Source organism: Cupriavidus sp. GW823-FHT07B10, from assembly GCF_058794355.1.
Genome location: NZ_JBXAGS010000009.1, coordinates 116,900 through 139,599 on the forward strand (window position 1 = coordinate 116,900; position 22,700 = coordinate 139,599).

At 68.0% G+C, this 22,700-nt stretch carries 23 protein-coding genes; all 23 read left to right on the forward strand.

Annotated features, from left to right (window positions below):
• The first annotated feature begins 28 nt into the window (after positions 1–28).
• Positions 29–673: a bifunctional nicotinamidase/pyrazinamidase gene (gene pncA / locus AC1Q6V_RS19830; protein WP_011615134.1), complete on the forward strand. Its 645-nt coding sequence runs from the start codon at positions 29–31 to the stop codon at positions 671–673.
• Positions 674–720: 47 nt separating this feature from the next.
• On the forward strand, positions 721–1,899 hold the full coding sequence (locus AC1Q6V_RS19835) for an acetyl-CoA C-acyltransferase (RefSeq protein WP_010810044.1): 1,179 nt from the start codon (positions 721–723) through the stop codon (positions 1,897–1,899).
• The gene (locus AC1Q6V_RS19840; protein WP_010810043.1) at positions 1,899–2,345 is read left to right on the forward strand and encodes a PaaI family thioesterase; all 447 of its coding nucleotides are present in this window, start codon (positions 1,899–1,901) and stop codon (positions 2,343–2,345) included. Before AC1Q6V_RS19835 ends, AC1Q6V_RS19840 begins: the two co-directional genes overlap by 1 nt.
• Positions 2,346–2,456: 111 nt before the next feature.
• Entirely contained in the window at positions 2,457–4,319 is a 1,863-nt protein-coding gene (locus tag AC1Q6V_RS19845) for an acyl-CoA dehydrogenase (protein ID WP_011615135.1), read from the forward strand.
• A gap of 46 nt (positions 4,320–4,365) precedes the next feature.
• Positions 4,366–5,148: an SDR family oxidoreductase gene (locus AC1Q6V_RS19850; RefSeq protein WP_010810041.1), complete on the forward strand. Its 783-nt coding sequence runs from the start codon at positions 4,366–4,368 to the stop codon at positions 5,146–5,148.
• A 127-nt stretch (positions 5,149–5,275) separates the two neighbouring features.
• Positions 5,276–5,713 (forward strand): PaaI family thioesterase, encoded by a 438-nt coding sequence (locus AC1Q6V_RS19855; protein WP_010810040.1) that lies wholly within the window; start codon positions 5,276–5,278, stop codon positions 5,711–5,713.
• Between the two features lie 96 nt (positions 5,714–5,809).
• On the forward strand, positions 5,810–6,820 hold the full coding sequence (locus AC1Q6V_RS19860; protein ID WP_011615136.1) for an NADP-dependent oxidoreductase: 1,011 nt from the start codon (positions 5,810–5,812) through the stop codon (positions 6,818–6,820).
• Positions 6,821–6,897: 77 nt separating this feature from the next.
• Complete coding sequence (locus AC1Q6V_RS19865) at positions 6,898–7,746, forward strand: class II aldolase/adducin family protein (protein WP_010810038.1); 849 nt, start codon at positions 6,898–6,900, stop codon at positions 7,744–7,746.
• A gap of 39 nt (positions 7,747–7,785) precedes the next feature.
• Positions 7,786–8,721, forward strand: a complete 936-nt coding sequence (locus AC1Q6V_RS19870; RefSeq protein ID WP_010810037.1) for a glutathione S-transferase family protein — start codon at positions 7,786–7,788, stop codon at positions 8,719–8,721.
• Between the two features lie 59 nt (positions 8,722–8,780).
• Positions 8,781–9,683, forward strand: a complete 903-nt coding sequence (locus AC1Q6V_RS19875; protein ID WP_010810036.1) for an SDR family oxidoreductase — start codon at positions 8,781–8,783, stop codon at positions 9,681–9,683.
• Positions 9,684–9,717: 34 nt separating this feature from the next.
• Positions 9,718–10,665 carry an alpha/beta fold hydrolase gene (locus AC1Q6V_RS19880; protein WP_010810035.1) on the forward strand — a complete coding sequence of 316 codons (948 nt, stop codon included), beginning with the start codon at positions 9,718–9,720 and terminating at the stop codon, positions 10,663–10,665.
• A 380-nt stretch (positions 10,666–11,045) separates the two neighbouring features.
• Positions 11,046–11,828, forward strand: a complete 783-nt coding sequence (locus AC1Q6V_RS19885; RefSeq protein ID WP_011615138.1) for a GntR family transcriptional regulator — start codon at positions 11,046–11,048, stop codon at positions 11,826–11,828.
• Between the two features lie 25 nt (positions 11,829–11,853).
• Positions 11,854–13,071, forward strand: a complete 1,218-nt coding sequence (locus AC1Q6V_RS19890) for an ABC transporter substrate-binding protein (protein ID WP_010810033.1) — start codon at positions 11,854–11,856, stop codon at positions 13,069–13,071.
• Positions 13,072–13,176: 105 nt separating this feature from the next.
• The gene (locus tag AC1Q6V_RS19895; RefSeq protein WP_011615140.1) at positions 13,177–14,049 is read left to right on the forward strand and encodes a branched-chain amino acid ABC transporter permease; all 873 of its coding nucleotides are present in this window, start codon (positions 13,177–13,179) and stop codon (positions 14,047–14,049) included.
• Between the two features lie 15 nt (positions 14,050–14,064).
• Positions 14,065–15,030 carry a branched-chain amino acid ABC transporter permease gene (locus AC1Q6V_RS19900; RefSeq protein WP_454750089.1) on the forward strand — a complete coding sequence of 322 codons (966 nt, stop codon included), beginning with the start codon at positions 14,065–14,067 and terminating at the stop codon, positions 15,028–15,030.
• 10 nt (positions 15,031–15,040) lie between these two features.
• Positions 15,041–15,808: an ABC transporter ATP-binding protein gene (locus AC1Q6V_RS19905; RefSeq protein ID WP_454750090.1), complete on the forward strand. Its 768-nt coding sequence runs from the start codon at positions 15,041–15,043 to the stop codon at positions 15,806–15,808.
• Positions 15,801–16,514, forward strand: a complete 714-nt coding sequence (locus AC1Q6V_RS19910; protein ID WP_454750091.1) for an ABC transporter ATP-binding protein — start codon at positions 15,801–15,803, stop codon at positions 16,512–16,514. Before AC1Q6V_RS19905 ends, AC1Q6V_RS19910 begins: the two co-directional genes overlap by 8 nt.
• A gap of 46 nt (positions 16,515–16,560) precedes the next feature.
• The gene (locus AC1Q6V_RS19915; protein WP_010810028.1) at positions 16,561–17,253 is read left to right on the forward strand and encodes an isochorismatase family protein; all 693 of its coding nucleotides are present in this window, start codon (positions 16,561–16,563) and stop codon (positions 17,251–17,253) included.
• Position 17,254: 1 nt separating this feature from the next.
• Entirely contained in the window at positions 17,255–18,181 is a 927-nt protein-coding gene (locus AC1Q6V_RS19920) for a polysaccharide deacetylase family protein (RefSeq protein WP_454750092.1), read from the forward strand.
• The gene (locus tag AC1Q6V_RS19925) at positions 18,181–19,125 is read left to right on the forward strand and encodes a polysaccharide deacetylase family protein (RefSeq protein WP_010810026.1); all 945 of its coding nucleotides are present in this window, start codon (positions 18,181–18,183) and stop codon (positions 19,123–19,125) included. Before AC1Q6V_RS19920 ends, AC1Q6V_RS19925 begins: the two co-directional genes overlap by 1 nt.
• A complete protein-coding gene (locus AC1Q6V_RS19930; RefSeq protein WP_011615144.1) occupies positions 19,122–20,081 on the forward strand; it encodes a hydroxymethylglutaryl-CoA lyase in 960 nt (319 codons plus the stop codon). Before AC1Q6V_RS19925 ends, AC1Q6V_RS19930 begins: the two co-directional genes overlap by 4 nt.
• 16 nt (positions 20,082–20,097) lie before the next feature.
• The gene (locus AC1Q6V_RS19935) at positions 20,098–21,282 is read left to right on the forward strand and encodes a CaiB/BaiF CoA transferase family protein (protein WP_454750093.1); all 1,185 of its coding nucleotides are present in this window, start codon (positions 20,098–20,100) and stop codon (positions 21,280–21,282) included.
• A complete protein-coding gene (locus tag AC1Q6V_RS19940) occupies positions 21,279–22,700 on the forward strand; it encodes a 3-isopropylmalate dehydratase large subunit (RefSeq protein ID WP_454750094.1) in 1,422 nt (473 codons plus the stop codon). The genes AC1Q6V_RS19935 and AC1Q6V_RS19940 overlap by 4 nt, the downstream gene beginning before the upstream one ends.

Consider the following 22,700-nt stretch of genomic DNA (forward strand, 5'->3'; position numbering starts at 1 on the left):
CCGCCACATGGTTCAGCCTGGAGCTGAGATGAACACCACCATCGGACCGGACGATTGCCTGCTGGTGATCGACGTGCAGAACGACTTCATGCCGGGCGGCGCGCTTGCCGTGCCCCACGGCGATGAAGTGGTGCCCGTCATCAACCGGCTGGCTCGTGCGTTCGGTCATGTGGTGCTGACGCAGGACTGGCATCCCGTCAGCCACGTCTCGTTCGCGGCCAACCATGCGGGCACGCAGCCGTTCCAGACGCTGGCGCTGCCGTATGGCGAGCAGGTGCTGTGGCCGGTGCACTGCGTGCAGGGCACGCCCGGCGCTGCGCTGCATGCGGGCTTGCACGTGCCGCATGCGCGGCTGGTGATCCGCAAGGGCCACCATGCCGACGTGGATAGCTACTCCGCCTTCCTGGAGGCGGACCGCACCACGCGCACCGGGCTGGCCGGCTACCTGCGCGAGCATGGCGTCAGGCGCGTGTTCTGCGCGGGTCTGGCGACGGACTACTGCGTGGCCTGGAGCGCGCTCGATGCACGCGCCGCGGGCTTCGCGGCCGCGGTGATCGAGGATGCCTGCCGCGCCATCGACCTGGAAGGGTCGCTGGCCAAAGCATGGCAGGACCTCGGCGCCGCCGGCGTTGCGCGCGTCACGTCCGCTGAACTGCTCAAGGGCCAGGGCTGAACCGAACCACCGAACTGAACGACACAAGAGATTCCGAGGAGCAAGACATGAACGAAGCAGTCATCGTATCCACCGCGCGGACCCCGCTGGCCAAGAGCTGGAAGGGCGCCTTCAACATGACCCACGGCGCCACGCTCGGCGGTCATGCCGTCCAGCACGCCATTGCCCGCGCCAAGATCGAGGCCGCCGAAGTGGAAGACGTGCTGATGGGCTGCGCCAACCCGGAAGGTGCCACCGGCGCCAACATCGCACGCCAGATCGCACTGCGCGCCGGCTGCCCGGTGACCGTGCCCGGCGCCACCGTCAACCGCTTCTGCTCGTCCGGCCTGCAGACCATCGCCATGGCCGCGCAGCGCGTGATCGCTGATGAGGGCGACATCTTCGTCGCCGGCGGCGTGGAAAGCATCTCGTGCGTGCAGCAGGAGATGAACCGCCATATGGTCCAGGAAAGCTGGCTGCTGAAGAACAAGCCGGAAATCTACTGGAACATGCTGCAGACCGCCGAGAACGTGGCCAAGCGCTACAACATCTCGAAGGAGCGCCAGGACGAGTACGGCGTGCGCAGCCAGCAACGCGCCGCCGCCGGGCAGGAAGCCGGCAAGTTCAAGGACGAGATCGTGCCGATGACGGTGCTGGCGGGCGTGGCCGACAAATCGACCGGCCAGCTGGTGACCAAGGAAGTCACCGTCTCCGCCGACGAGGGCATCCGCGCCGATACCACGCTGGAAGGCGTGTCCAAGATCCGCAGCGCGGTGCCGGGTGGCGTGATCACCGCCGGCAATGCCTCGCAGTTCTCGGACGGCGCTTCGGCAGCGGTGGTGATGAATGCGCGCGTCGCCGAGGCCCGCGGCCTGCAGCCGCTGGGCGTGTTCCGCGGCTTTGCCGTGGCTGGCTGCGAGCCGGACGAGATGGGTATCGGCCCGGTCTTTGCTGTGCCCAAGCTGCTGAAGAAGGCCGGCCTGAAGGTCGACGACATCGGCCTGTGGGAGCTGAACGAAGCCTTCGCCGTGCAGGTGCTGTACTGCGCCGACACGCTCGGCATCCCGATGGACCGGCTGAACGTCAACGGCGGCGCCATCGCCGTGGGCCACCCCTACGGTGTGTCGGGCGCGCGCCTGGTCGGCCATGCGCTGATCGAAGGCAAGCGCCGCGGCGTCAAGTACGTGGTGGTGACCATGTGCATCGGCGGCGGCCAGGGCGCGGCCGGCCTGTTCGAAGTGCTCTGATGTCGGCTGCGGGCACCGCGCGGGCCACGCCCGCCGACATGCTCGCCTGGGGCCGGGAGGTGCTGGCCAGCCAGCCCTTCTCGGTCCTGGTCGGCACCGAACTGGCGGCGTTGTCGCCGGGCAAGGCTGAGTTGCGCCTGCCGATCCGTCAGGACCTGCGGCAGCAGCACGGCTTCCTGCACGGCGGCGTGGTCAGCTACCTGGCCGACAATGCGCTGACCTACGCGGGCGGCGCGGCCATGGCGGTGCCGGTCGTGACATCCGAGTACAAGATCAACTACGTGCGCCCGGCGATCGGCGAGCTGCTGGTCGCCCGCGCCGAATGCGTCAGCGCCGGCCGCCAGCAGGCGGTGGTGCGCTGCGACGTGTACGTCGTCAGGGATGGCGAGGAGAGGCTCTGCGCGGTGGCGCAGGGAACGATCGCGCGCCTTGGCGAAGGCGCCTGAGCGGCACGCAGGGAAGGGCGCGGCAGCGCCCTTTTTTGACCGCGCCCGGCGCCTCCCATGCTAGCAAAAAGAACTCGCGGCACGCCACGCAGTGCGCCGCATGGAGACACCATGTCGATGATCCTATCCCGCCGCGACCTGAATTTCGTGCTGTACGAATGGCTCAAGGTCGACGAGCTCACGCGCATCCCGCGCTATGCCGACCACTCGCGCGAGACTTTCGACGCCGCGCTGGACACCTGCGAGAAAATCGCCACCGACCTGTTCGCGCCGCACAACAAGAAGAACGACCAGCAAGAGCCGCATTTCGACGGCGAGACCGTCAGCATCATCCCCGAGGTCAGCACCGCGCTGAAGGCCTTCTGCGAGGCCGGCTTGATGGCCGCCGGCCAGGACTATGAACTGGGCGGCATGCAACTGCCGGTGGTGGTCGAGAAGGCTGGCTTTGCCTACTTCAAGGGTGCCAACGTCGGCACCAGCTCGTACCCGTTCCTGACCATCGGCAACGCCAACCTGCTGCTGACGCACGGCACGCCGGCGCAGGTCGAGACCTTCGTCAAGCCGGAGATGGACGGTCGCTTCTTCGGCACCATGTGCCTGTCCGAGCCGCAGGCGGGCTCGTCGCTGTCGGACATCACCACGCGCGCCGAGTACGAGGGCGAATCGCCGCTGGGCGCGCAGTACCGGCTGCGCGGCAACAAGATGTGGATCTCTGCCGGCGAGCACGAGCTGTCGGAAAATATCGTCCACCTGGTGCTGGCCAAGATCCCCGGCCCGGACGGCAAGCTGATCCCGGGCGTGAAGGGCATCTCGCTCTTCATCGTGCCCAAGTACCTGGTCAATGAAGACGGCTCGCTGGGCGAGCACAACGACGTGGTGCTGGCCGGCCTGAACCACAAGATGGGCTACCGCGGCACCACCAACTGCCTGCTCAACTTCGGCGAAGGCATGAAGTACCGGCCGGGCGGCAAGGCCGGCGCGATCGGCTACCTGGTGGGCGAGCCGCACAAGGGCCTGGCCTGCATGTTCCACATGATGAACGAGGCGCGCATCGGCGTGGGCCTGGGCGCGGTGATGCTGGGCTATACCGGCTACCTGCACGCGCTGGACTACGCGCGCAACCGCCCGCAAGGCCGCGCGGTCGGCCCCGGCGGCAAGGATGCGGCCAGCCCGCAGGTGAAGCTGGTCGAGCACGCCGATATCCGCCGCATGCTGCTGGCGCAGAAGAGCTATGTCGAAGGCGGCCTGGCGCTGAACCTCTATTGCGCGCGCCTGGTCGACGAGGAAGAGGCCGCTGCGGCCGCCGGCGACCAAGCCGCGCATGCGCGCCTGGCGCTATTGCTCGATATCCTGACCCCGATCGCCAAGAGCTGGCCGTCGCAATGGTGCCTGGAGGCCAACAACCTGGCGATCCAGGTGCATGGCGGCTACGGCTATACGCGCGAGTACAACGTCGAGCAGTTCTACCGCGACAACCGCCTCAACCCGATCCACGAAGGCACGCACGGCATCCAGGGCCTGGACCTGCTGGGCCGCAAGGTGGTGATGAAGGACGGCGCCGCCTTCAAGCTGCTGGGCGAGCGCGTGCAGGACACCATCACCCGCGCGCTCGCCGCCGGCAATGCCGAGTTGTCGCAGCAGGCAGGCGCCCTCGGCACCGCCACCAAGCGCCTGGCCGAGGTCACGCAGGCGCTGTGGAGCGCGGGCGACCCCAACGTGACGCTGGCCAATGCCTCGGTCTACCTGGAGGCCTTCGGGCACGTGGTGGTGGCGTGGATCTGGCTGGAACAGGCACTGCTGGCGCAAGCCGCGCTGCCGCGCGCGAACGGCAAGGAAGACGAGGACTTCTACCGCGGCAAGCTGGCCGCGGCGGCCTACTTCTTCCGCTGGGAGCTGCCCAAGGTCGGCCCGCAGCTGGCGCTGCTCGAGTCGCTCGACCGCACCACGCTCGACATGCAGGACGCGTGGTTCTGAGCGGCGCTTGCCCATCCCCGAACACTACAGAACGAAGGAAGACAATATGCGTACCATCCAGCAACTGTTTGACCTGAAGGGCAAGACCGCGCTGATCACCGGCGGCTCGCGCGGGCTTGGCCTGCAGATTGCCGAGGCGCTGGGCGAGCAGGGCGCGCGCCTGGTGCTGTCGGCGCGCAAGGCCGACGAGCTGCAGGCGGCGCAGGCGCACCTGAAGTCGCTCGGCATCGAGGCCGACTGGATCGCCGCCGACGGCTCGCAGGAGTCGGAGATCGCGCGCCTGGCCGACGAGGCCATCGCGAAGCTGGGCCACGTCGACATCCTGGTCAACAACGCCGGCGCCACCTGGGGCGCCCCGGCCGAAGACCATCCGGTCGAAGCCTGGGACAAGGTGATGAACCTGAACATCCGCGGCCTGTTCCTGCTGAGCCAGCGCATCGGCAAGCTGTCGATGATCCCGCGCCGCTACGGCCGCATCATCAACGTGGCGTCGATCGCGGGGCTGGCCGGCAACCCGCCGGGCAGCATGGAGACCATTGCCTACAACACCTCCAAGGGTGCGGTGGTCAACTTCACGCGCACGCTGGCGGCCGAGTGGGGCGAGCACAACATCACCGTCAACGCGCTCGCGCCGGGCTTCTTCCCGTCGAAGATGACCAAGGGCTCGCTCGAGCGCATGGGCGTTGAGGCCATGTGCGCCGGCGTGCCGCTGCACCGCCTGGGCGACGACGAGGACCTGAAGGGCGCCGCGCTGCTGTTTGCCAGCGACGCCGGCAAACACATCACCGGCCAGATCCTGGCGGTGGACGGCGGCGTCAGCGCGGTCTGAGCCGGGCAGGGCGCATTCCGGGCAAGCCGCACCGTGCGGCTTGGCGGAATCCCGGATTGCCCTCAAACTTGGGGCCGGCGCGAGGCCTCGGCCTCGCCGGCACCTAATTCTCGGACTCGCAATTGCCATGAACCAGTTCAAAGGCCCCCTGACCCACATTCCCTTCCTCGCCGACCTCGGCGTGACCTGCAACCTCGCCGAAGGCGGCCGCAGCGAGATCGCGCTGCCGATCGAGAAGCGCCACCAGAACAGCTGGGACATGGCCCACGGCGGCGTAATCATGACGCTGCTCGACGTGGCCATGGCGGTGGCCGGCCGCAGCAGCGACGCGGATGGCCGGGGCGTGGTCACCATCGAGATGAAGACCAGCTTCATGGCGCCGGGGCGCGGCGCGTTGACCGCGCGCGGCACCACCGTGCACCGCACCACCACCATGGTGTTCTGCGAAGCCGAGATCGTCGACGCCGACGGCAAGACCGTGGCGCGCGGATCGGGCACCTTCAAGTACATCCGGCGCATGCCGCCGCAGCGCCCGGGTGAGACCGATACCGGTGCCGACGGCTGAGCGCCGGCACCGATGCAGCAGACGGGGCAGCGCGGCTGTCCCTTCCCGACGCAGTATTCAAGCCGTTCCATATATTCCTACTGAAAGGAATCGACCATGTCCAAAACGTTCAAGCGCATCGTCCTGGCCTCGCGTCCCGAAGGCGCGGTGACGCCGGCCAATTTCCGCCTGGAAGAAGTGCCCGTGCCGCAGATCGCCGACGGCCAGGTGCTGGTGCGCAACCACTACCTGTCGCTGGACCCGTACATGCGCGGCCGCATGAACGACAGCAAGTCCTACGCCGCGCCGCAGCCGCTCGATGAGGTCATGATCGGCGGCACCGTGGGCGAAGTGGTGGAAAGCAGGAACAGCAAGTTCAAGCCAGGCGACAAGGTGGTCGGCATGTTCGGCTGGCAGGAGATGGGCGTCAGCGACGGCACCGGCCTGCAGCCGGTCGACACCACGCATATCCCGCTGTCGGCCTACCTCGGTTCGGTCGGCATGCCGGGCGTGACCGCCTGGTATGGCCTGAACAAGATCATCCTGCCCAAGCCGGGCAAGACCATCGCGGTCAGCGCTGCCTCCGGCGCAGTGGGCAGCGTGGTCGGGCAGCTGGCCAAGCTGGCCGGCTGCCGCGCGGTCGGCTTTGCCGGCGGCAAGGACAAGTGCGACTACGTGGTCAATGAGCTGGGCTTCGATGCCTGCATCGACTACAAGGCGGCCAAGGATCCCAAGGAGCTCTACAAGATGCTCAAGGAAGCCACCCCGGACGGCATCGACGGCTATTTCGAGAATGTCGGCGGCGATATCCTGGACGCCGTGCTGACGCGCATGAACGCCTTCGGCCGCATCGCCATGTGCGGCATGATCGCGGGCTATGACGGCCAGCCGCTGCCGCTGAAGAACCCGCAGCTGATCCTGGTGTCGCGCCTGACCATCGAAGGCTTTATCGTCTCCGAGCATATGGAGGTCTGGCCGCAGGCGCTGAAGGAACTGGGCACCGCCGTCGCCCAGGGCAAGCTCAAGTTCCGCGAGAGCATTGCCGAAGGCCTGGCCAGCGCGCCTGAAGCCTTTATCGGCCTGCTCAAGGGCAAGAACTTCGGCAAGCAGCTGGTCAAGCTGGTCTGACCGGCGCATGCAGGGCCGCGGCGCGCCTGCCGGGCGCGCCGCGGGCAACGGATTTCACCAAAAAGATGGAGACACCGATGAATGCCCCGCAAGCCCCGCAAATCCAGAGCGGCGACGAGATCGGCGCCGGCCTGCCCGAAGAGGTCAAGGCCCGCTACCGCAACCTGCCGCGCCCGCCGCAGTTCGCCACCGCCGCCGCAGAGCGCCTGCACCGCAAGCAGCGCCTGGCCGCGGCCTTCCGGCTGTTTTCCAGGTTCGGTTTCGACGAAGGCGTGGCCGGCCATATCACCGCGCGCGACCCGGAGTTTCCCGATACCTTCTGGGTCAATCCCTTCGGCGTCCATTTCAGCCAGGTCAAGGTCTCCAACCTGATCCGCTGCGACCACCACGGCGACGTGGTCGAGGGCGACTACCCGGTCAATGCCGCGGCCTTCGCCATCCATTCGCGCGTGCACCAGACCCGCTCCGACGCGGTCGCGGCAGCGCATTCGCACAGCACCCATGGCCGCGCGTGGTCCACGCTGGGCCGCCCGCTCGATCCGCTCACGCAGGACGTGTGCGCGTTCTACCAGGATCATGCGGTCTATGACGATTTCGGCGGCGTGGTGGTGGAGCTCGACGAAGGCCAGCGCATCGCCAATGCGCTGGGCCAGAACAAGGCCGCGATCCTGCAGAACCATGGCCTGCTGACGGTCGGCAAGACCGTGGACGAAGCCGCCTGGTGGTTCATCACCATGGAGCGCTCCTGCCAGGTCCAGCTGCTGGCCGAAGCCGCCGCGGCGCGCACCCAGGCGCCGCTCAAGCTGATCTCCGATGCGGCCGCGCGCCAGGCCTATTCGATCGTCGGCACAGCGCAGGCGGGCTGGTTCCAGTTCCAGCCGCTCTATGCCCGCATCGTCAAGGAGCAGCCGGACCTGCTGGACTGAACCGCACGGCACCCGCTGGCAAACATGGAGTTGGATCGCATGGCCGACATCATTCTTCACCAGTACGCAACTTCGCCATTCTCCGAGAAGGTCCGCCTGCTGCTGGGCGCCAAGGGACTGGCCTGGCACGCGGTGGAAATCCCCGCCATCCTGCCCAAGCCTGACCTGCTGGCGCTGACCGGCGGCTACCGCCGCACGCCGGTGCTGCAGGTCGGTGCCGATATCTACTGCGATACCGCGCTGATCTGCGAGGTGCTGGACGCGCTGGCGCCCGCGCCGGCGCTGTATCCGCCGGCCCAGGCCGCGGCGGCGCGGGTCGCGGCAGCCTGGTTCGATGCGGCGCTGTTCACGGCATCGGTGACCTATGTGTTCCAGCCGGCCGGCGTTGCCAGCATGCTGGGCCACCTGTCGCCGGCGCAGGTCCAGGCCTTCAGCGCGGACCGCAAGGCCATGCGTGGCGACACCAATGCGCTGCGCATGCCGTTGCCCGAAGCCACCGCGCTGCTGCATGAAACGTTCGGCCAACTGGAAACGCAGTTCGCTGCCGGGATCGGGCATGTGGCCGGGCCGGCGCTGTCGGTTGCCGATTTCTCGCTGTACCACAACCTCTGGTTTATCCGCCGCGCCGGCGCGCTGGCGCAGCTGCTGGAGGCTTATCCGCGCTTGCAGGCCTGGTATGCGCGCATGAACACCTTCGGCCATGGCCGGCCGCGCGTGATCGACAGCGAGGACGCGATCGGCGCCGCGCGCAGTGCCGATCCGCTGGCGCTGGATGAGGGCGTGGTCGTGGATGCCGGCCTGCAGGCCGGCGACGCCGTCACCGTCACGCCGACCGACTATGCGCGCGACCCGGTGGCCGGCGTGCTGCTGGCGCTGAGCGCGCGCCGCGTCACGCTGCGCCGCCAGGACCCGCGCGCCGGCGCGCTCAATGTGCATTTCCCGCGGCAGGGCTACCAGGTGCAGCGCGCCGCCTGAGCGCGCATGGCACACGGCCCGCCGTTTCCCAAAACGAATCACGCGACAGGACAGACGATATGAAGGACTTCTCCAACAAGGTGGCTGTCATTACCGGCGGCGCCTCGGGTTTCGGCAAGGAGTTTGCCCACATTGCCGCCGACCTCGGCATGAAGCTGGTGCTGGCGGATGTGCAGGAAGACGCGCTGGACGCGACCGTGGCGGAATTCAAGGCACGCAATGTGCCGGTGATCGGGTTGCGCACGGACGTCTCGCGTGCCGACCAGGTGCAGGCGCTGGCCGATGCCGCCATCGAGGCCTTCGGCCAGGTCAACCTGCTGTTCAATAACGCCGGCGTGGGCGCGGGCGGCCTGATCTGGGAGAACTCCGAGAAGGACTGGGAGTGGGTGCTGGGCGTCAACCTGTACGGCGTCGTGCACGGCGTGCGCATCTTCACGCCGCTGATGCTGGCCGCGGCGGAGAAGGATCCGGCCTACCAGGGCCATATCGTCAACACGGCGTCGATGGCGGGCTTGCTGAACCCGCCGGCAATGGGCGTGTACAACGTGTCCAAGCACGCGGTGGTGGCGTTGACCGAAACCCTGTACCAGGACCTGGGCCTGGTGACGGAGCAGGTGCGCTGCTCGGTGCTGTGCCCGTACTTTGTGCCCACCGGCATCAACCAGTCCCAGCGCAACCGGCCCGCCGACCTGGCCAACCAGGCGCCGCCGACGCGTTCGCAGCTGGTGTCGCAGGCCTTGTCGGACAAGGCCGTCGGCTCCGGCAAGGTGACCGCCGCCGAGGTCGCGCAGCTGACCTTCGATGCCATCCGCGACGAAAGCTTCTATATTTATTCCCACCCCCAGGCGCTCGCCCCCGTGCGCCAGCGCTTCGAGGACATCGTCGGGCAGCGCAATCCCGGCGATCCGTTTGCCGACAAGCCCGAGGTCCGCGCGGGCCTCGTTGCCGCGCTGCGCGGCTGACGCCAGCACAACGCCACAACGAGGAGGACCGCATATGGAGAACAACATGGCTGCCCCCGCCGCCGTGATCCGCCACCTGCAGTACGCCACGCTGCCCAACGGCACCCGCCTGCACTACGCCAGCGCGGGCGAGCGCGGCAAGCCGCTGATGCTGTTCGTGCACGGCTTTCCTGAATTCTGGTTCGAATGGGAGGCCCAGCTGGCCGAGTTCGGACGCACGCATTTTGCCGTGGCGCCGGACCTGCGCGGCTACAACCTGTCGAGCAAGCCCGCCGAGGTCGAGGCCTACCGGCCGCGCCATATCGTCGAAGACCTGGTGCAGCTGGTCAGCGCGCTGGGCTATGACCAGGCCGTGGTGGTGGCGCACGACTGGGGCGGGGCGATCTGCTGGAACCTGGCGATCCAGTTCCCGCAGCTGGTGCGCCAGCTCGTCATCGTCAACTCGCCGCATCCGTACCTGTTTGCGCGCGCGCTGGCCACCGATCCCGAGCAGCAGGCCGCTTCCGCCTACATGAACTGGCTGCGCAAGCCGGGCTCGGAAAAGGCGCTGGCCGCCAACGACTTCGCGCTGCTGGACCGGATGCTTGCCGATGCCGACGGCAAGCCGGCGGCATGGTACACGCCGGAGACGCGCGCCAGGTACCACGCGGCATGGTCCCAGCCGGGCGAAGGCCAGGACGCCGGCGTCCATCCGCTCACCGGCGGCGTCAATTTCTACCGCGCCTCGCCCATGCACCCGCCGGGCGAGGGCGAGCCGCCGCCCGATATCTCGCGCCTGGATCCGGCCGCGTTTGTGGTCAAGGTCCCCACGCTGGTGATCTGGGGCGAACGCGACCGCGCGCTGCCGAAGTCGCTGGTGGACGGGCTGGGCGACTTCGTGCCTGACCTGCGCCTGGAACGCATCCCCGAGGGCACGCACTGGGTGATCCATGAGCAGCCGGAACGCGTCAACCTGCTGATCCGGAGTGCGCTGCCGGGGTAGCTGCCAGATGTCGTTCGGGCCGCCAACGAAACCCCAGTCAGCAGCTTTCAGCCCCGCCTTGATGGCGGGGCTTTTTGTTGGTGCGCCATGCCTGGCGCTGTCCGGCTCGCGCTGGTGTTTCCGGAACGTCTGAAGCATTTACTGAGTAATCCGGACGACCCCTGACTTTTTATTAAGGGCTGGCTTTCATTCCATGTCTCACTGGGGAAAATATCTACGATGTCCTATTAATTGTCCTATTGAAGCGACAATAATACTGATATATCTTTCGGTCCATGCTTCAGAGCCGATATTCCCTTGACTAATTGGCCTGAACGGGAAGTATCCGATGTCGGTGAACCGATAAATTTCAACGGGTCGAAAGATAGCAGCCGCCATTTATGGGAAACCAAAATTCGCCGATGCCGCGGTATCACCGCATTTACCTGGTGCTGCGGCAGAAAATCCTGAACGGGTTATACGACGAGAGCGGGCTGCCGGCCGAGTTCCGCTTGATGGAGCAGTATCGCGTGGCGCGGGTGACGGTGCGGCGGGCGTTAGCCGAGCTGCTCCAGGAAGGCCTGATCTACCGGCGGCCCGGGCAGGGGACATTCGTCAATATCGAGCAGGTTCGGCTGAACAGGCCACCAGCGCAGATGTGCGGCCTGCTCGACAGCCTGCTCGAAGTCGTCGCCGGCACCTCGGTGCGGGTGGTCGATTTCGGCATGCGGAGCTGCCCCACGCACGTCCGGGAGGCGCTGCGGCTGGCGGAGCGGGACGAAGCCCTGCACGTGATGCGCGTGCGCCTGCACCGGGACGAACCGGTCTCGCTGATCACGACATGGTCGCCGCCGCACGTGGCGCTGTTGCTGACACCGGGCGCGCTGCAGCAGCAGCCCATGCTGGCGCTGCTGGAAGACGGCGGGGTTCGCATCGGCCACGCCGACCAGACGCTGTCCTGCTGCCTGGCCGACGCGCAGGCCGCGGCGCTGCTGGACGAGCCGGTGGGTGCGGCGCTGCTGTCGGTGGTGCGCGTGGTGCGCGATGTCGACGGCAACCCGGTCCAGTGGCTCAGCGGCCTGTATCGCCCGCAATGCTACGACTACCGCATGGCGCTGACGCGCGCTGGCGAAGACAAGGCGCGTATCTGGCTTGCGCGCGACCTATCCACCGCGACGCGGTGATCCAAGAAATCGGGAGGAGACAGAAATGACCAAGACTTATCCGGCAAGACGCCGGTTCCTGGGCCAGGCCGCGCTGCTTGGCGCCGGTGCGCTGGCGCCGCAGATCGGACGGGCCCAGCCCAGGCCGGTGCGCATCGGCGTGCTGCATCCGGTCACCGGAGCGCTGGCGTTTTCCGGCACGCAATGCCGTGCCGGCGCGCTGCTGGCGATCGCCGACATCAACGCCGCCGGCGGTATCAAGTCGCTGGGCGGCGCCAGGCTGGAAGCGGTGCTGGGCGATGCCCAGTCGCAGCCGGAGATCGGCGCGGCCGAAGTCGAGAAGATGAACGAGGCCGGCGTCAGCGCCGTGGTCGGCGCCTATGCCAGCGCGATCTGCCTGGCCACCACGCAGGCGGCGGCGCGGCATGGCCTGGCGCATGTGGTCGACGTGGGCGTGGCCGATGCCATCGTCGAGCGCGGCCTGACCAACACGTTCCGCTTCGGCCCCGGCTACAAGGTCGCCACCGAAACCGCGATGAGCAACCTGCGCACGCTCAACCAGCTCAGCGGCAACCGCGCGCGCACGGCGATGATCATCCACGAGGAATCGCTGTTCGGCAGTGGCACGGCCAAGCTGCTGAGCCAGCGCCTGCCGGAGTTCGGTTTCGAGGTGAAGGAGGTGGTCAAGCACGCCAACCCGACGCGCGACTTCAGCAATATCGTGCTACGCATGAAGGCGGCCAATCCGGACATCGTGATCGCGGCCAACTACTACAACGAGTACGCCCTGCTGATGCGCACCATGCAGCAGCAGAAGTTCCGGCCCAAGGCGGTCTACTCGGTGCTGGGCGGCGCGGCGTCGAGCTTCAAGTTCATCAAGGAGTTCCCGGCGGCGGCGCAGCATGTGCTGGACTGCAACCACTGGTACAACCCCAGGGATCCTCGCGCCATTGCGCTGCGCAAGCGCGTTGAGGCCAGCGGCCTGTTCTTTACCTACGAGGTTTTCTGCACCTATGCGTCCACCATGCTGCTGGCCGACAGCATTGAGCGCGCCGGCTCGGCGCAGCGCGAGCGCGTGATCGAAGCGCTCGCCAGCAGCAGCTTCAGCAGCCACTTCATGCCGTACGGGCCGACGCGCTTCGTCAACGGCCAGAACACCGGCGCGCAGCCGCTGCTGACGCAGGTGGTGGATGGCGACATCAAGGTGGTCTTCCCCAACGCCTACCGGCAGGTCGACGCGGTGTTCCCGCTGCCGGCCAGCTAAGCGCTTCACGCCGGTCGCGCCGGTACGCCGTTTATCCCTAGTCGCTACGGTCGGGAAGCCCGCTTCCCGACCGCTGGACTCCTGTTGCCGCGAGGAACGCATTACATGTTCGATATCCCGATACTCTGGGCCTCCTGGCTCAACGGCCTGACCACCGGGGCGATCTATGCCCTGGTCGCGCTGGGCCTGACGCTGATCTACGGCGTGCTCCATATCGTCAACTTCGCCCACGGCGCCGCGCTGATGGCGGCGCTGTATGGCGTCTATTTCCTCTTTACCCGGCTCCATGTCGATCCCTACGCGGCGCTGCTGGTGATGCTGCCGGCCATGTTCGCCGCGGGCTACCTGCTGCAGCGCCACCTGATCGCGCGGGCAAGTCGCGGCAACGAGCAGAACGTGCTGCTGGTCACGCTGGGCATCTCGATCGTGCTGGAGAACCTGGCGCTGTACCTGTTCCGCTCCGACACCTACACCATCGACACGCCCTATGCGCTGTCCACCGTCGAGCTGCTGGGTGCATCGATCGCGCTGCCCAAGGTGATCGCCTTCGCCGGCGCACTGTTGGCCTGCGGCCTGCTGATGCTGATGATCCGGCGCACCACGCTGGGCCGCGCCATCCGCGCGGTGGCCAGGGAAAAGCAGGGCGCGCGCGTGGTCGGCATCGATGTCGAGCGCGTCTATGCGCTCAGTTTCGGCATCGGCCTGGCCTGCCTGGGCGCGGCCGCCTGCTTCCTGCTGCCGGCCTACTACGTCAATCCGCGCGTCGGCGACGGCTTCGTGCTGATCGCCTTCACCGTGGTCGTGCTGGGTGGCATGGGCAGCTTCGCCGGGGCGCTGTGGGGCGGCCTGCTGATCGGCGTGGTCGAGTCACTGGGCGGCCTGTGGCTGGGCGACAGCCTGGGCCAGGTCGGCATTTTCCTGATCTTCATCCTGGTGCTGCTGTTCCGTCCGCAGGGCCTGTTCGGCGCGAAGGCGTGACTCGAGGAGCCTGACATGAATCGAATTTCTTCTCTTCCCACGCTCGGCTGGATCGCCATCGTTCTGGCCGGCTTTGCCGCGGCGCCGCTGTGGCTGTCCTCCGGCTTCGCGCTGAACCTGCTGGTGATGGTGCTGCTGATGACGCTGATGGCGCAGTCGTGGAACATCCTCGGCGGCTTTGGCGGGCAGTTCTCGTTCGGCCACGCGGCGTTCTTCGGCACCGGCGCCTATGCCATGGCGATCTTGCAGGTCGCGTTCGGCATGAATGCGTGGCTGGCGCTGGTGCTGGCGACCGGCGTCGGCGCGCTCGCCGGCGTCGGCGTGGGCGTGCTGTCGTTCCGCTACGGGCTCAAGGGTTCGTACTTCTCGCTGGCGACGCTGGCGGTGGCCGAGGTGCTGCGCATCGTGGCCAATGCGGTCGGTTTTACCGGTGCCGGCGCAGGCATGCAGTTGCCGTTGCAGCCCGGTGCCTTGCATCTCCAGTTTGCCGGCAAGGCTGGCTACCTCTGGTTCATCCTGACGTTCGTCGCCGCGGGCCTTCTCCTCTCGTGGTGGCTGCGCAGGTCGCGCTTCGGTGCCTGCCTGATGGCGGTGCGGGACAGTGAGGACGCGGCGAAGGCACTCGGCATCGACGTGCTGCGCGTCAAGTTGGTAGCCATTGCCATGTCCGCGGCGCTGATGGCGGCGGCCGGCGTTTTTTATACGCAGTACCTGCAATACCTCGATCCGCATATCGCCTACGGTCCGGCCTTTTCGGTGGCCGCGCTGGTGGGGGCGGTGATCGGCGGCACCGCCACGGTGTTCGGCCCGCTGCTCGGCGCGCTGGCGCTGCAGCTGCTCAACGAGCTGACGCGCAATGCGCTGGGCGATGTGCCGGGCGTGAGCCTGGTGATCTACGGCGCGCTGCTGGTGCTGATGGTGATGTTCCTGCCGCAGGGCCTGGCCGGGGCGGCCGGATCGGTGCGCAAGGCGAGGACATAAGGCAAGGGAAATGACGATGCGGACCATACTTTCGACCCACGGACTGTCGATCCGCTTCGGCGGCCTGGCGGCGGTGCAGGACGTGAACCTGTCCATTGCGCGCGGCCGCATCACCGGCCTGATCGGCCCCAACGGCGCCGGCAAGTCGACCATGTTCGGCATGCTGTCCGGCTTCCTCGCGCCCACGCAGGGCACGGTGGAGCTGGAAGGCCGCACCCTCAACGGGCTCGCGCCTCATGTCATCTGCCGGCTCGGGCTGGCGCGCACCTTCCAGATCGTGCAGCCGTTTGCCGGGCAGACCGTGCGCGAGAACATCGCGGTCGGCGCGCACCTGCATGTGCGCGGCCGCAATGTGGCGCTGGCACAGGCCGATGAAGTGGCCCGCCGGGTCGGGCTGGAAGACCAGCTGCACAAGAGCGCTTCGAGCCTGACCGTGGCCGGGCGCAAGCGCCTGGAGCTGGCGCGCGCACTGGCCACGCGGCCGCGCGTGCTGCTGCTGGACGAGGTGCTGGCCGGGCTCAACCCCGGCGAAATCGCCGCGATGATCCCGGTGGTGCGCGGCATCTGCGACGACGGCGTGACCGTCGTGATGATCGAGCACGTGATGCAGGCGGTGATGAACCTGGCGCAGGACGTATTCGTGCTGGCCGGCGGCCGGCTGATCGCGCAGGGTTCGCCCGCGCAGGTGACGCGCGACCCGCAGGTGATCGAGGCCTACCTGGGCCACGGCATGGCGCAGCGCATCGGCGCGCAGCAGGAGGCGGCCGCCCATGCCTGAGACCCTGTTGTCGGTGCAAGGGCTGCACAGCGGCTACGGCGAGGTGCAGGTGCTGCACGGCGTCAGCGTGGAGGTGAATCGCGGCGAGATCGTGGCCCTGCTGGGCGCCAACGGCGCCGGCAAATCGACGCTGATCAACACGGCCTGCCGCCTGGTGTCCGGCACCTCCGGCACGGTCCGCTTCGACGGGCGGGACGTCAGCCGGGCCCGGCCGCAGGACATCGTCGGCGCCGGACTGATCCAGGTGCCCGAAGGGCGCTGCATCTTCCCCAACCTGACCGTGCTGGAGAACCTGGAGCTGGGCGCCTGCCGCCGCGCCACGCGCCAGCTCAAGGCCAACCTGGAATGGGTGCTCGATACCTTCCCGCGCCTGCGCGAACGGCTGGGCCAGCGCGCCGGCACCATGTCCGGCGGCGAGCAGCAGATGCTGGCCATCGGCCGCGGCCTGATGGGCGATCCGCGCCTGCTGATCCTGGACGAGCCCTCGCTCGGGCTGTCGCCGCTGATGGTCGAGGAGATGTTCGGCCTGGTCCGCCGCCTGCACAAGGAAGGACTGTCGATCCTGCTGGTCGAGCAGAACGTGGCGCTGTCGCTGGAAATCGCCTCGCGGGCCTACGTGCTGGAAAACGGCGAAGTCAGGTTCTCCGGTACGCCCGGGACGCTGCTGGCAGCCCCTGAACTGCGGGCCGCTTACCTGGGCGTGTGAGCGCGCCCATCCAGCAATCAGAGAAGCAAAGAACGGAGTCAAACCGATGGAATTGTCAGACAAGACCGCGCGCCAGATCTGGCAGGAGGTCAGGGCCAACCCCAGCCGGGCGCGCTTCGGCTTCGGGCGCAAGGCGGTGCTGGTCAATATCGACCTGCAGAACGCCTACACCTGCACCGACCGCTTCAAGACCGCGTACGAGACCGATCCCGCGCAGCTGGCGCATATCAACGGGCTGGCGCGGCGCTTCCGGGCGCTGGGCTGGCCGGTGGTGTGGACGCGGGTGGCGTACATGGCGTCCGGCGAGGATGCGGGCATCTGGGGCACCCGCACCGATACGCCGGATTCGCTGCAGAACATCAAGCATGGGTCGGAGCGCGCGCAGTTCGACAGCCGCGTCGACGTCGATCCGGTGCGCGACGTGGTCTATTGCAAGAAGATGCCGTCGGCGTTCTTCGAGACCCAGCTGCAGTCGTTGCTGGTGTGGCACCAGGTGGATACCGTGGTCATCACCGGCGGCTCCACCTCGGGCTGCGTGCGCGCCACGGCGGTGGATTCGCTGTCACGCGGGTATCGCACCATCGTGCCGGAGCAGTGCGTGGCCGACAAGCATGAGAGCTACCACTTCGCCAACCTGACCGACCTGATGCTGAAATACGCCGACGTGCTCGACGTGCTCGAGGTGCAGAACTGGCTCGAAGACCAGCATGCCATGCTGCACACCGCGAAGGGGGACTGACATGCGTGAAAGCCCCGGCTACTACGACTACTGGCCCTACCAGGACCGCCCCAGGATCAGCTGGCCGGGCGGGGCACGGCTGGCCTTCTGGGTCGCGCCCAACATCGAGTTCTACGAACTCGACCCGCCAGGCAATCCGCACCGGCGCGCATGGCCCCATCCGTACCCCGCGGTGCCGGGCTACTCGATCCGCGACTACGGCAACCGCGTCGGCCATCAGCGCCAGATGCGGCTGCTGGACAAGTACGGCATCCGCGGCTCGGTGTCGCTGTCGGCGGCGCTGTGCGTGCATCACCCCGAGATCGTGGCGATGTGCATGGAGCGCGAGTGGGAGTTCTTCTCGCACGGCATCTACAACACGCGCTACACCTACGGCATGTCCGAGGAACAGGAGCGCGAGATGATCCGCGAGTCGATGCAGATCATCGAGGACTGCACCGGCAGCAAGCCGGCCGGCTACCTGGCGCCAACGCTGTCGCACAGCGAATCGACTCTGGACTTGTTCGCCGAACTGGGCGGCCGCTATACCTGCGACCTGTTCCATGACGACCAGCCCACGCCGGTGCGCGTGCGCGGCGGCCAGCGCTTTATCTCGCTGCCGTACTCGCTGGAGATGAACGACACCATCGCCTACGTGGTGAACAAGGCCGAGCCGCGCCGCTACGGGCAGATGCTGAAGGACTGCTTCGACCGGCTCTATGCGGAAGGGGCCGAGTCCGGCACCGTGATGTGCATCCCGACCCATAACTACCAGGTCAGCTGCCCGCACCGGCTGCGCGCCTTCGAGGAAGCGCTGGAATACATCACTGGCCACGCGGATGTCTGGGTCACCACCGGCCGCGAGATCGCCGATTACTACCTCGAACATTGCTACGACACGGCCGCGGCTGCGATTGCCGCAGCCAACCCGGTGCGGAGGGCGTGCTGATGCCACGCGACCATCAAGCCCCGCAATACCCGCACCGCCGCGCCGGCATGGACCACGACCGCTATGACTGGTCGATGCTGGCAAGCCGCGCGCCGGTGCGCTGGCCAGGCGGCAAGACGCTGGCCCTGTGGGTCAACGTCAGCCTGCAGTTCTTCCCGCTGAACCCGACCGGCAAACCGGTGGCGGTGCCGGGCAACATGACCATGCCGTATCCGGACCTGCGCCACTACACGCTGCGCGACTACGGCAACCGCATCGGCATCCACCGGATGCTGCGCGGCTTCGACCGCTACGGCGTGCGCCCGACCTTTGCCATCAATGCGCGGCTGGCCGAGCTGTATCCGTCGCTGCTCGCCACGGTGAGCGAGCGCGGCGACGAGATCATCGGCCATTCATGGAGCATGGACACCGCACACGCCGGCGGCCTGGATGAAGCCGTCGAGGCGGAAGTCGTCCGGCGTTCGCTGGACCGGCTGCGTACGCTCAGCGGGCAAGACGTCCGCGGCTGGCTCAGCCCCGGCAAGCTGCAGAGCGCCAATACGCCGGAGCTGCTGCGCGCCAACGGCATCGAGTACCTGTGCGACTGGGTCAACGACGACATGCCTTACCCGTTCCGCACGCGCCACGGCAAGTTGTGGGCGATGCCGCTGTCGACCGAGCTGGAGGACCGCTTCGTGCTGATGGAGAACCTGCACCCGGAAGCATCGTGGGCGCGGCAGGTGAAAGACGCCTGCGACCTGCTGCTCGACGAAGCGCGCGAACAGGGCGGGCGCATCCTCGCGCTGTCCGTGCACCCGTGGGTGCTGGGGCAGCCGCACCGGATCCGCTACCTGGAAGCCGCGCTCGAATACGTGATGGCAAGACCTGAAGTCTGGAGCGCGGGCGCGGGCGAGATTCTCGCGGCGTTCGCGGCACAGGATTCCCAACCACAGGAAAACCCATGACAGCAAACATGCAGAACATCGACGTACTGGTCAGCGAAGTCGGCCCGCGCGACGGCCTGCAGATGACCCGGCGCGTGATGGCGACCGCGGCCAAGAAGGCCTGGATCAGCGCGGAAGCCGCCGCCGGCGTGCGCGAGATCGAGGTCGGCTCGTTCGTTCCGGCCACGGTGCTGCCGCAGATGGCGGACACGGCCGAGGTGGTGGCGCACGCGCTCGGCATCGGCGGGCTCACGGTGGCGGCACTGGTGCCCAACTACGTGGGCGCCGAGCGCGCCATCGGCGCCGGCGTGCACAAGCTCACCATCCCGGTGTCGGTCAGCGAGACGCACAGCCTGCGCAACGTCAACCGCACCCATGAGCAGATGCTGCGCGAGGTCCGGCGGATTGCCGAACGCATCCGCGCCTTGCCGGCCCATGCGCGGCCGCGCTTCGAGGCGGGGCTGTCGACCGCATTCGGCTGCACGCTGGAAGGCCCGGTCGCCGAGGCGCGCGTGGTCGGGCTGGCCGAAGCGCTAATGGACGCGGGCTGCGACGAAGTCGGCTTGTCCGACACCACCGGCTACGGCAATCCGCGCCAGGTGCGCAGCCTGACGCTGGCGGTATGGCGCGCGATCGGGCAGCAGCACCTGAGCGGCATCCACCTGCACAACACGCGCGGGCAGGGGCTGGCCAATGTGCTGGCGGCGATCGACGTGGGCCTGACCACGGTCGATGCCTCGCTGGGCGGGCTCGGCGGCTGTCCGTTCGCGCCCGGCGCGAGCGGCAATGTGGTGACGGAGGACCTGGTGTTCCTGCTCGAGTCGATGGGGCTGCGCACCGGCATCGACCTGGAGGCGCTGTTCCGCGTGCGCGACATCGTCAGGGCCAACCTGGCGGACGAACCGCTTTACGGGCACACGCCGGAGGCCGGCCTGCCCAAGGGCTTCGTGCCTGCCGTCCTGGCGGCGTGGCAATGATCAGCAGGAGCGACGGATGACAACAATGGACAGGCCGCTGGTTGGCCTGAAGGTAGTCGAATTCACCCACATGGTGATGGGGCCGGCGATCGGCATGATCCTCGCCGACATGGGCGCGGAGGTGACCAAGGTCGAGCCGCCCGGCGGCGACAACACGCGCCGGCTGGGGGGCTCGGGCGCGGGCTACTTCGCCATGTACAACCGCAACAAGCAGAGCCTGTGCGCGGACCTGAAGTCGGCAGCGGGCAGGGACGCCGTGCGCAGGCTGGTGGACAGCGCCGACGTGGTGATCGAGAACTTCCGTGCCGGGGCGATGGACGAGAACGGCTTCGGCTACGGCGTGCTGGCGGCGCACAACCCCGGCCTGATCTACTGCTCGGCCAAGGGCTTTCTTGCCGGCCCCTACGACCGGCGCGTGGCACTGGACGAAGTCACCCAGATGATGGGCGGGCTGGCCTATATGACGGGCCTGCCGGGCAAGCCGATGCGCGCCGGCGCCTCGGTGATCGACGTCACCGGCGCGATGTTCGGCGTGATCGCCATTCTCGGCGCGCTGCAGGAACGGCACCGGACCGGACGCGGGCAGCATGTGTGCAGCTCGCTGTTCGAGACCACGGCCTTCCTGGTCGGCCAGCACATGGCACAGCAGGCCGTGACGGGCACGCCCGCTCCGCCGATGACGGTGCGCAGTTCGGCGTGGGGGGTCTATGACACCTTCGAGACCATGGAAGGAACCCCGGTCTTTGTCGGCATCGTCAGCGACACGCAGTGGCGCAAGTTCTGCGAGGCGTTTGCACTGGCCGACTTCATCGGCGACCCCACCCTGGACGACGGACGCGTGCGGCAGCGGCCGCGCGTGCTGGGCGCGCTGGCGCCGATGTTCCGCAGCTTCGGCAAGCAGGAACTGATGGCGAAGCTGGAAGCGTGTGGCCTGCCGTTCGCGCCGATTTCCCGGCCCGAAGACCTGTTCGACGATCCGCACCTGAACGCGGGCGGCGGGCTGGTGCCGGTGACGCTGCCCTCGGGCCAGCAGGTGCGGCTGCCGGCGCTGCCGATTGCGATGGACGGGCGGCGCTTCGACGTCTACCGCGACCTGCCGCGCGCCGGCGAGCATTCGCGCACGGCACTGCTGGCCGCGGGCATGAGCGGCGACGCCATCGACACGCTGGAGAGTGAGCGCGCGATCGGAGCGCAGCGATGAGCGCCATGTCCCAGGGCCGGACCCTGTTCGACAAGATTTGGCAGGCGCATGCCATTGCCGAACTGGACGGCGCCAGCCTGCTGCATATAGACCGCGTCTTCCTGCACGAGCGCACCGGCAGCATCGCGCTGAGCTCGCTGCGCGCGGCCGGGCGGCGCGTGCGCGCGCCGGCGCTGGCGTTCTGCACCATGGACCATATCGTCGATACGCGGCCCGGGCGCAACGACAGCACGCTGATGCCGGGCGGCGAGGCCTTTATCACCAGCACGCGCGACAGCGCCAGGCGCGAGGCCATCCGGCTGTTCGATATCGGCGATCCCGGCCAGGGCATCGTCCATGTGGTGTCGCCGGAACAGGGCATTGCCTTGCCCGGCACCACCGTGGTCTGTCCCGACAGCCATACCTGCACGCAGGGCGGCCTGGGCGCGCTGGCCTGGGGCATCGGCTCGTCCGAGGCGGAACATGCGCTGGCGACGCAGACGCTGCGCGTGACGCGGCCGCGCACCATGCGGGTGTCGTTCGACGGCGCGCTGCCAGCGGGCGTCGGCGCCAAGGACCTGATGCTGTGGCTGATCGCACGCTACTCGGCGGCGGGCGCCGGCGGCCATATGCTCGAATTCGGCGGCAGCGCGGTGCGCAGCCTGCCGGTCGAGGCGCGCCTGACGCTGTGCAACCTGGCGGTGGAGTTCTCGGCGTTCTCGGGCATTGTCGCGCCCGACGACACGGTCTTCGAATACCTCGCCGGCCGGCCGTATGCGCCCGCCGGTGCGCAGTGGGAACCAGCGCTGTGGCACTGGCGCAGCCTGTACAGCGACGCCGACGCCGTGTTCGACCGCGAGCTGTCGGTGGATTGCAGGCAGCTGGCGCCGATGGTGACCTGGGGCACCAGCCCGCAGCACGGCGTGGCCGTCGACGGCGCCGTGCCCAACCCCGCCATGGCGATCGATGCCGATACGCGCCAGGCCATGGAGCGCGCACTGTCCTACATGGACCTGCGTCCCGGGCAGCGGATGGCGGACATCGCCATCGATGCCGCATTTATCGGCTCCTGCACCAACAGCCGGCTGTCGGACCTGCGCAGCGCGGCCGGTGTGCTGGCCGGACGCAAGGTGGCGCCCGGCGTGACGGCCATCTGCGTGCCGGGTTCCAGCGCCGTCAAGCGCGCCGCCGAGGCCGAAGGGCTGGATCGCGTGTTCCGTGAAGCGGGATTCGAGTGGCGTGAATCGGGTTGCTCGATGTGCTTCTACGCCGGCGGCGAAAGCTTCGGCCACCGGCAGCGCGTGATCAGCAGCACCAACCGCAATTTTGAAAGCCGCCAGGGCCCGCAGACCCGCACCCACCTTGCCAGCCCGGCCACCGTGGCGGCATCGGCCGTGCTGGGGCGCATCGCCGACCCGCGCCGGCTGCCGGGAGCCTGA

Excerpts from the sequence above, each read along its gene's own strand:
- pncA (WP_011615134.1), top strand. The coding sequence starts at position 29 with ATGAACACCACCATCGGACCGGACGATTGCCTGCTGGTGATCGACGTG.
- AC1Q6V_RS19835 (WP_010810044.1), top strand. The coding sequence starts at position 721 with ATGAACGAAGCAGTCATCGTATCCACCGCGCGGACCCCGCTGGCCAAG.
- AC1Q6V_RS19840 (WP_010810043.1), top strand. The coding sequence starts at position 1,899 with ATGTCGGCTGCGGGCACCGCGCGGGCCACGCCCGCCGACATGCTCGCC.
- AC1Q6V_RS19845 (WP_011615135.1), top strand. The coding sequence starts at position 2,457 with ATGTCGATGATCCTATCCCGCCGCGACCTGAATTTCGTGCTGTACGAA.
- AC1Q6V_RS19850 (WP_010810041.1), top strand. The coding sequence starts at position 4,366 with ATGCGTACCATCCAGCAACTGTTTGACCTGAAGGGCAAGACCGCGCTG.
- AC1Q6V_RS19855 (WP_010810040.1), top strand. The coding sequence starts at position 5,276 with ATGAACCAGTTCAAAGGCCCCCTGACCCACATTCCCTTCCTCGCCGAC.
- AC1Q6V_RS19860 (WP_011615136.1), top strand. The coding sequence starts at position 5,810 with ATGTCCAAAACGTTCAAGCGCATCGTCCTGGCCTCGCGTCCCGAAGGC.
- AC1Q6V_RS19865 (WP_010810038.1), top strand. The coding sequence starts at position 6,898 with ATGAATGCCCCGCAAGCCCCGCAAATCCAGAGCGGCGACGAGATCGGC.
- AC1Q6V_RS19870 (WP_010810037.1), top strand. The coding sequence starts at position 7,786 with ATGGCCGACATCATTCTTCACCAGTACGCAACTTCGCCATTCTCCGAG.
- AC1Q6V_RS19875 (WP_010810036.1), top strand. The coding sequence starts at position 8,781 with ATGAAGGACTTCTCCAACAAGGTGGCTGTCATTACCGGCGGCGCCTCG.
- AC1Q6V_RS19880 (WP_010810035.1), top strand. The coding sequence starts at position 9,718 with ATGGAGAACAACATGGCTGCCCCCGCCGCCGTGATCCGCCACCTGCAG.
- AC1Q6V_RS19885 (WP_011615138.1), top strand. The coding sequence starts at position 11,046 with ATGGGAAACCAAAATTCGCCGATGCCGCGGTATCACCGCATTTACCTG.
- AC1Q6V_RS19890 (WP_010810033.1), top strand. The coding sequence starts at position 11,854 with ATGACCAAGACTTATCCGGCAAGACGCCGGTTCCTGGGCCAGGCCGCG.
- AC1Q6V_RS19895 (WP_011615140.1), top strand. The coding sequence starts at position 13,177 with ATGTTCGATATCCCGATACTCTGGGCCTCCTGGCTCAACGGCCTGACC.
- AC1Q6V_RS19900 (WP_454750089.1), top strand. The coding sequence starts at position 14,065 with ATGAATCGAATTTCTTCTCTTCCCACGCTCGGCTGGATCGCCATCGTT.
- AC1Q6V_RS19905 (WP_454750090.1), top strand. The coding sequence starts at position 15,041 with ATGACGATGCGGACCATACTTTCGACCCACGGACTGTCGATCCGCTTC.
- AC1Q6V_RS19910 (WP_454750091.1), top strand. The coding sequence starts at position 15,801 with ATGCCTGAGACCCTGTTGTCGGTGCAAGGGCTGCACAGCGGCTACGGC.
- AC1Q6V_RS19915 (WP_010810028.1), top strand. The coding sequence starts at position 16,561 with ATGGAATTGTCAGACAAGACCGCGCGCCAGATCTGGCAGGAGGTCAGG.
- AC1Q6V_RS19920 (WP_454750092.1), top strand. The coding sequence starts at position 17,255 with ATGCGTGAAAGCCCCGGCTACTACGACTACTGGCCCTACCAGGACCGC.
- AC1Q6V_RS19925 (WP_010810026.1), top strand. The coding sequence starts at position 18,181 with ATGCCACGCGACCATCAAGCCCCGCAATACCCGCACCGCCGCGCCGGC.
- AC1Q6V_RS19930 (WP_011615144.1), top strand. The coding sequence starts at position 19,122 with ATGACAGCAAACATGCAGAACATCGACGTACTGGTCAGCGAAGTCGGC.
- AC1Q6V_RS19935 (WP_454750093.1), top strand. The coding sequence starts at position 20,098 with ATGACAACAATGGACAGGCCGCTGGTTGGCCTGAAGGTAGTCGAATTC.
- AC1Q6V_RS19940 (WP_454750094.1), top strand. The coding sequence starts at position 21,279 with ATGAGCGCCATGTCCCAGGGCCGGACCCTGTTCGACAAGATTTGGCAG.